1 tRNA gene is annotated in these 340 nt (G+C 42.9%); it reads left to right on the top strand.

The window, feature by feature from the left end:
• Positions 1-5 precede the first annotated feature (5 nt).
• Positions 6-81 (top strand) — tRNA-Ala (locus tag V6F78_RS22315).
• The last annotated feature ends 259 nt before the right edge of the window (positions 82-340 follow it).

Genomic DNA, 340 nt, shown 5'->3' with positions numbered 1-340 from the left:
TGTATGGGGCCATAGCTCAGCTGGGAGAGCGCCTGCCTTGCACGCAGGAGGTCAGCGGTTCGATCCCGCTTGGCTCCACCATAAACTTGCTTCTGTATCGTAAAGCTTAGAAATGAGCATTCCATCAAGACGATGGTGAATGTTGATTTCTGATCTTTTGATTAGATCGTTCTTTAAAAATTTGGGTATGTAATAGAAAGATAGACTGAATGGCACTTTCACTGGTGTTTATTCAGGCTAAGGTAAAATTTGTGAGTAATTGCAAGTTTTCGGCGAATGTCGTCTTCATAGTATAACCAGATTGCTTGGGGTTATATGGTCAAGTGAAGAAGCGCATACG

It is taken from the genome of Pseudomonas sp. ESBL9, assembly GCF_036668715.1.
Taxonomy (GTDB): domain Bacteria; phylum Pseudomonadota; class Gammaproteobacteria; order Pseudomonadales; family Pseudomonadaceae; genus Aquipseudomonas; species Aquipseudomonas lundensis.
This window is presented reverse-complemented; position numbering and strand designations above follow the sequence as displayed.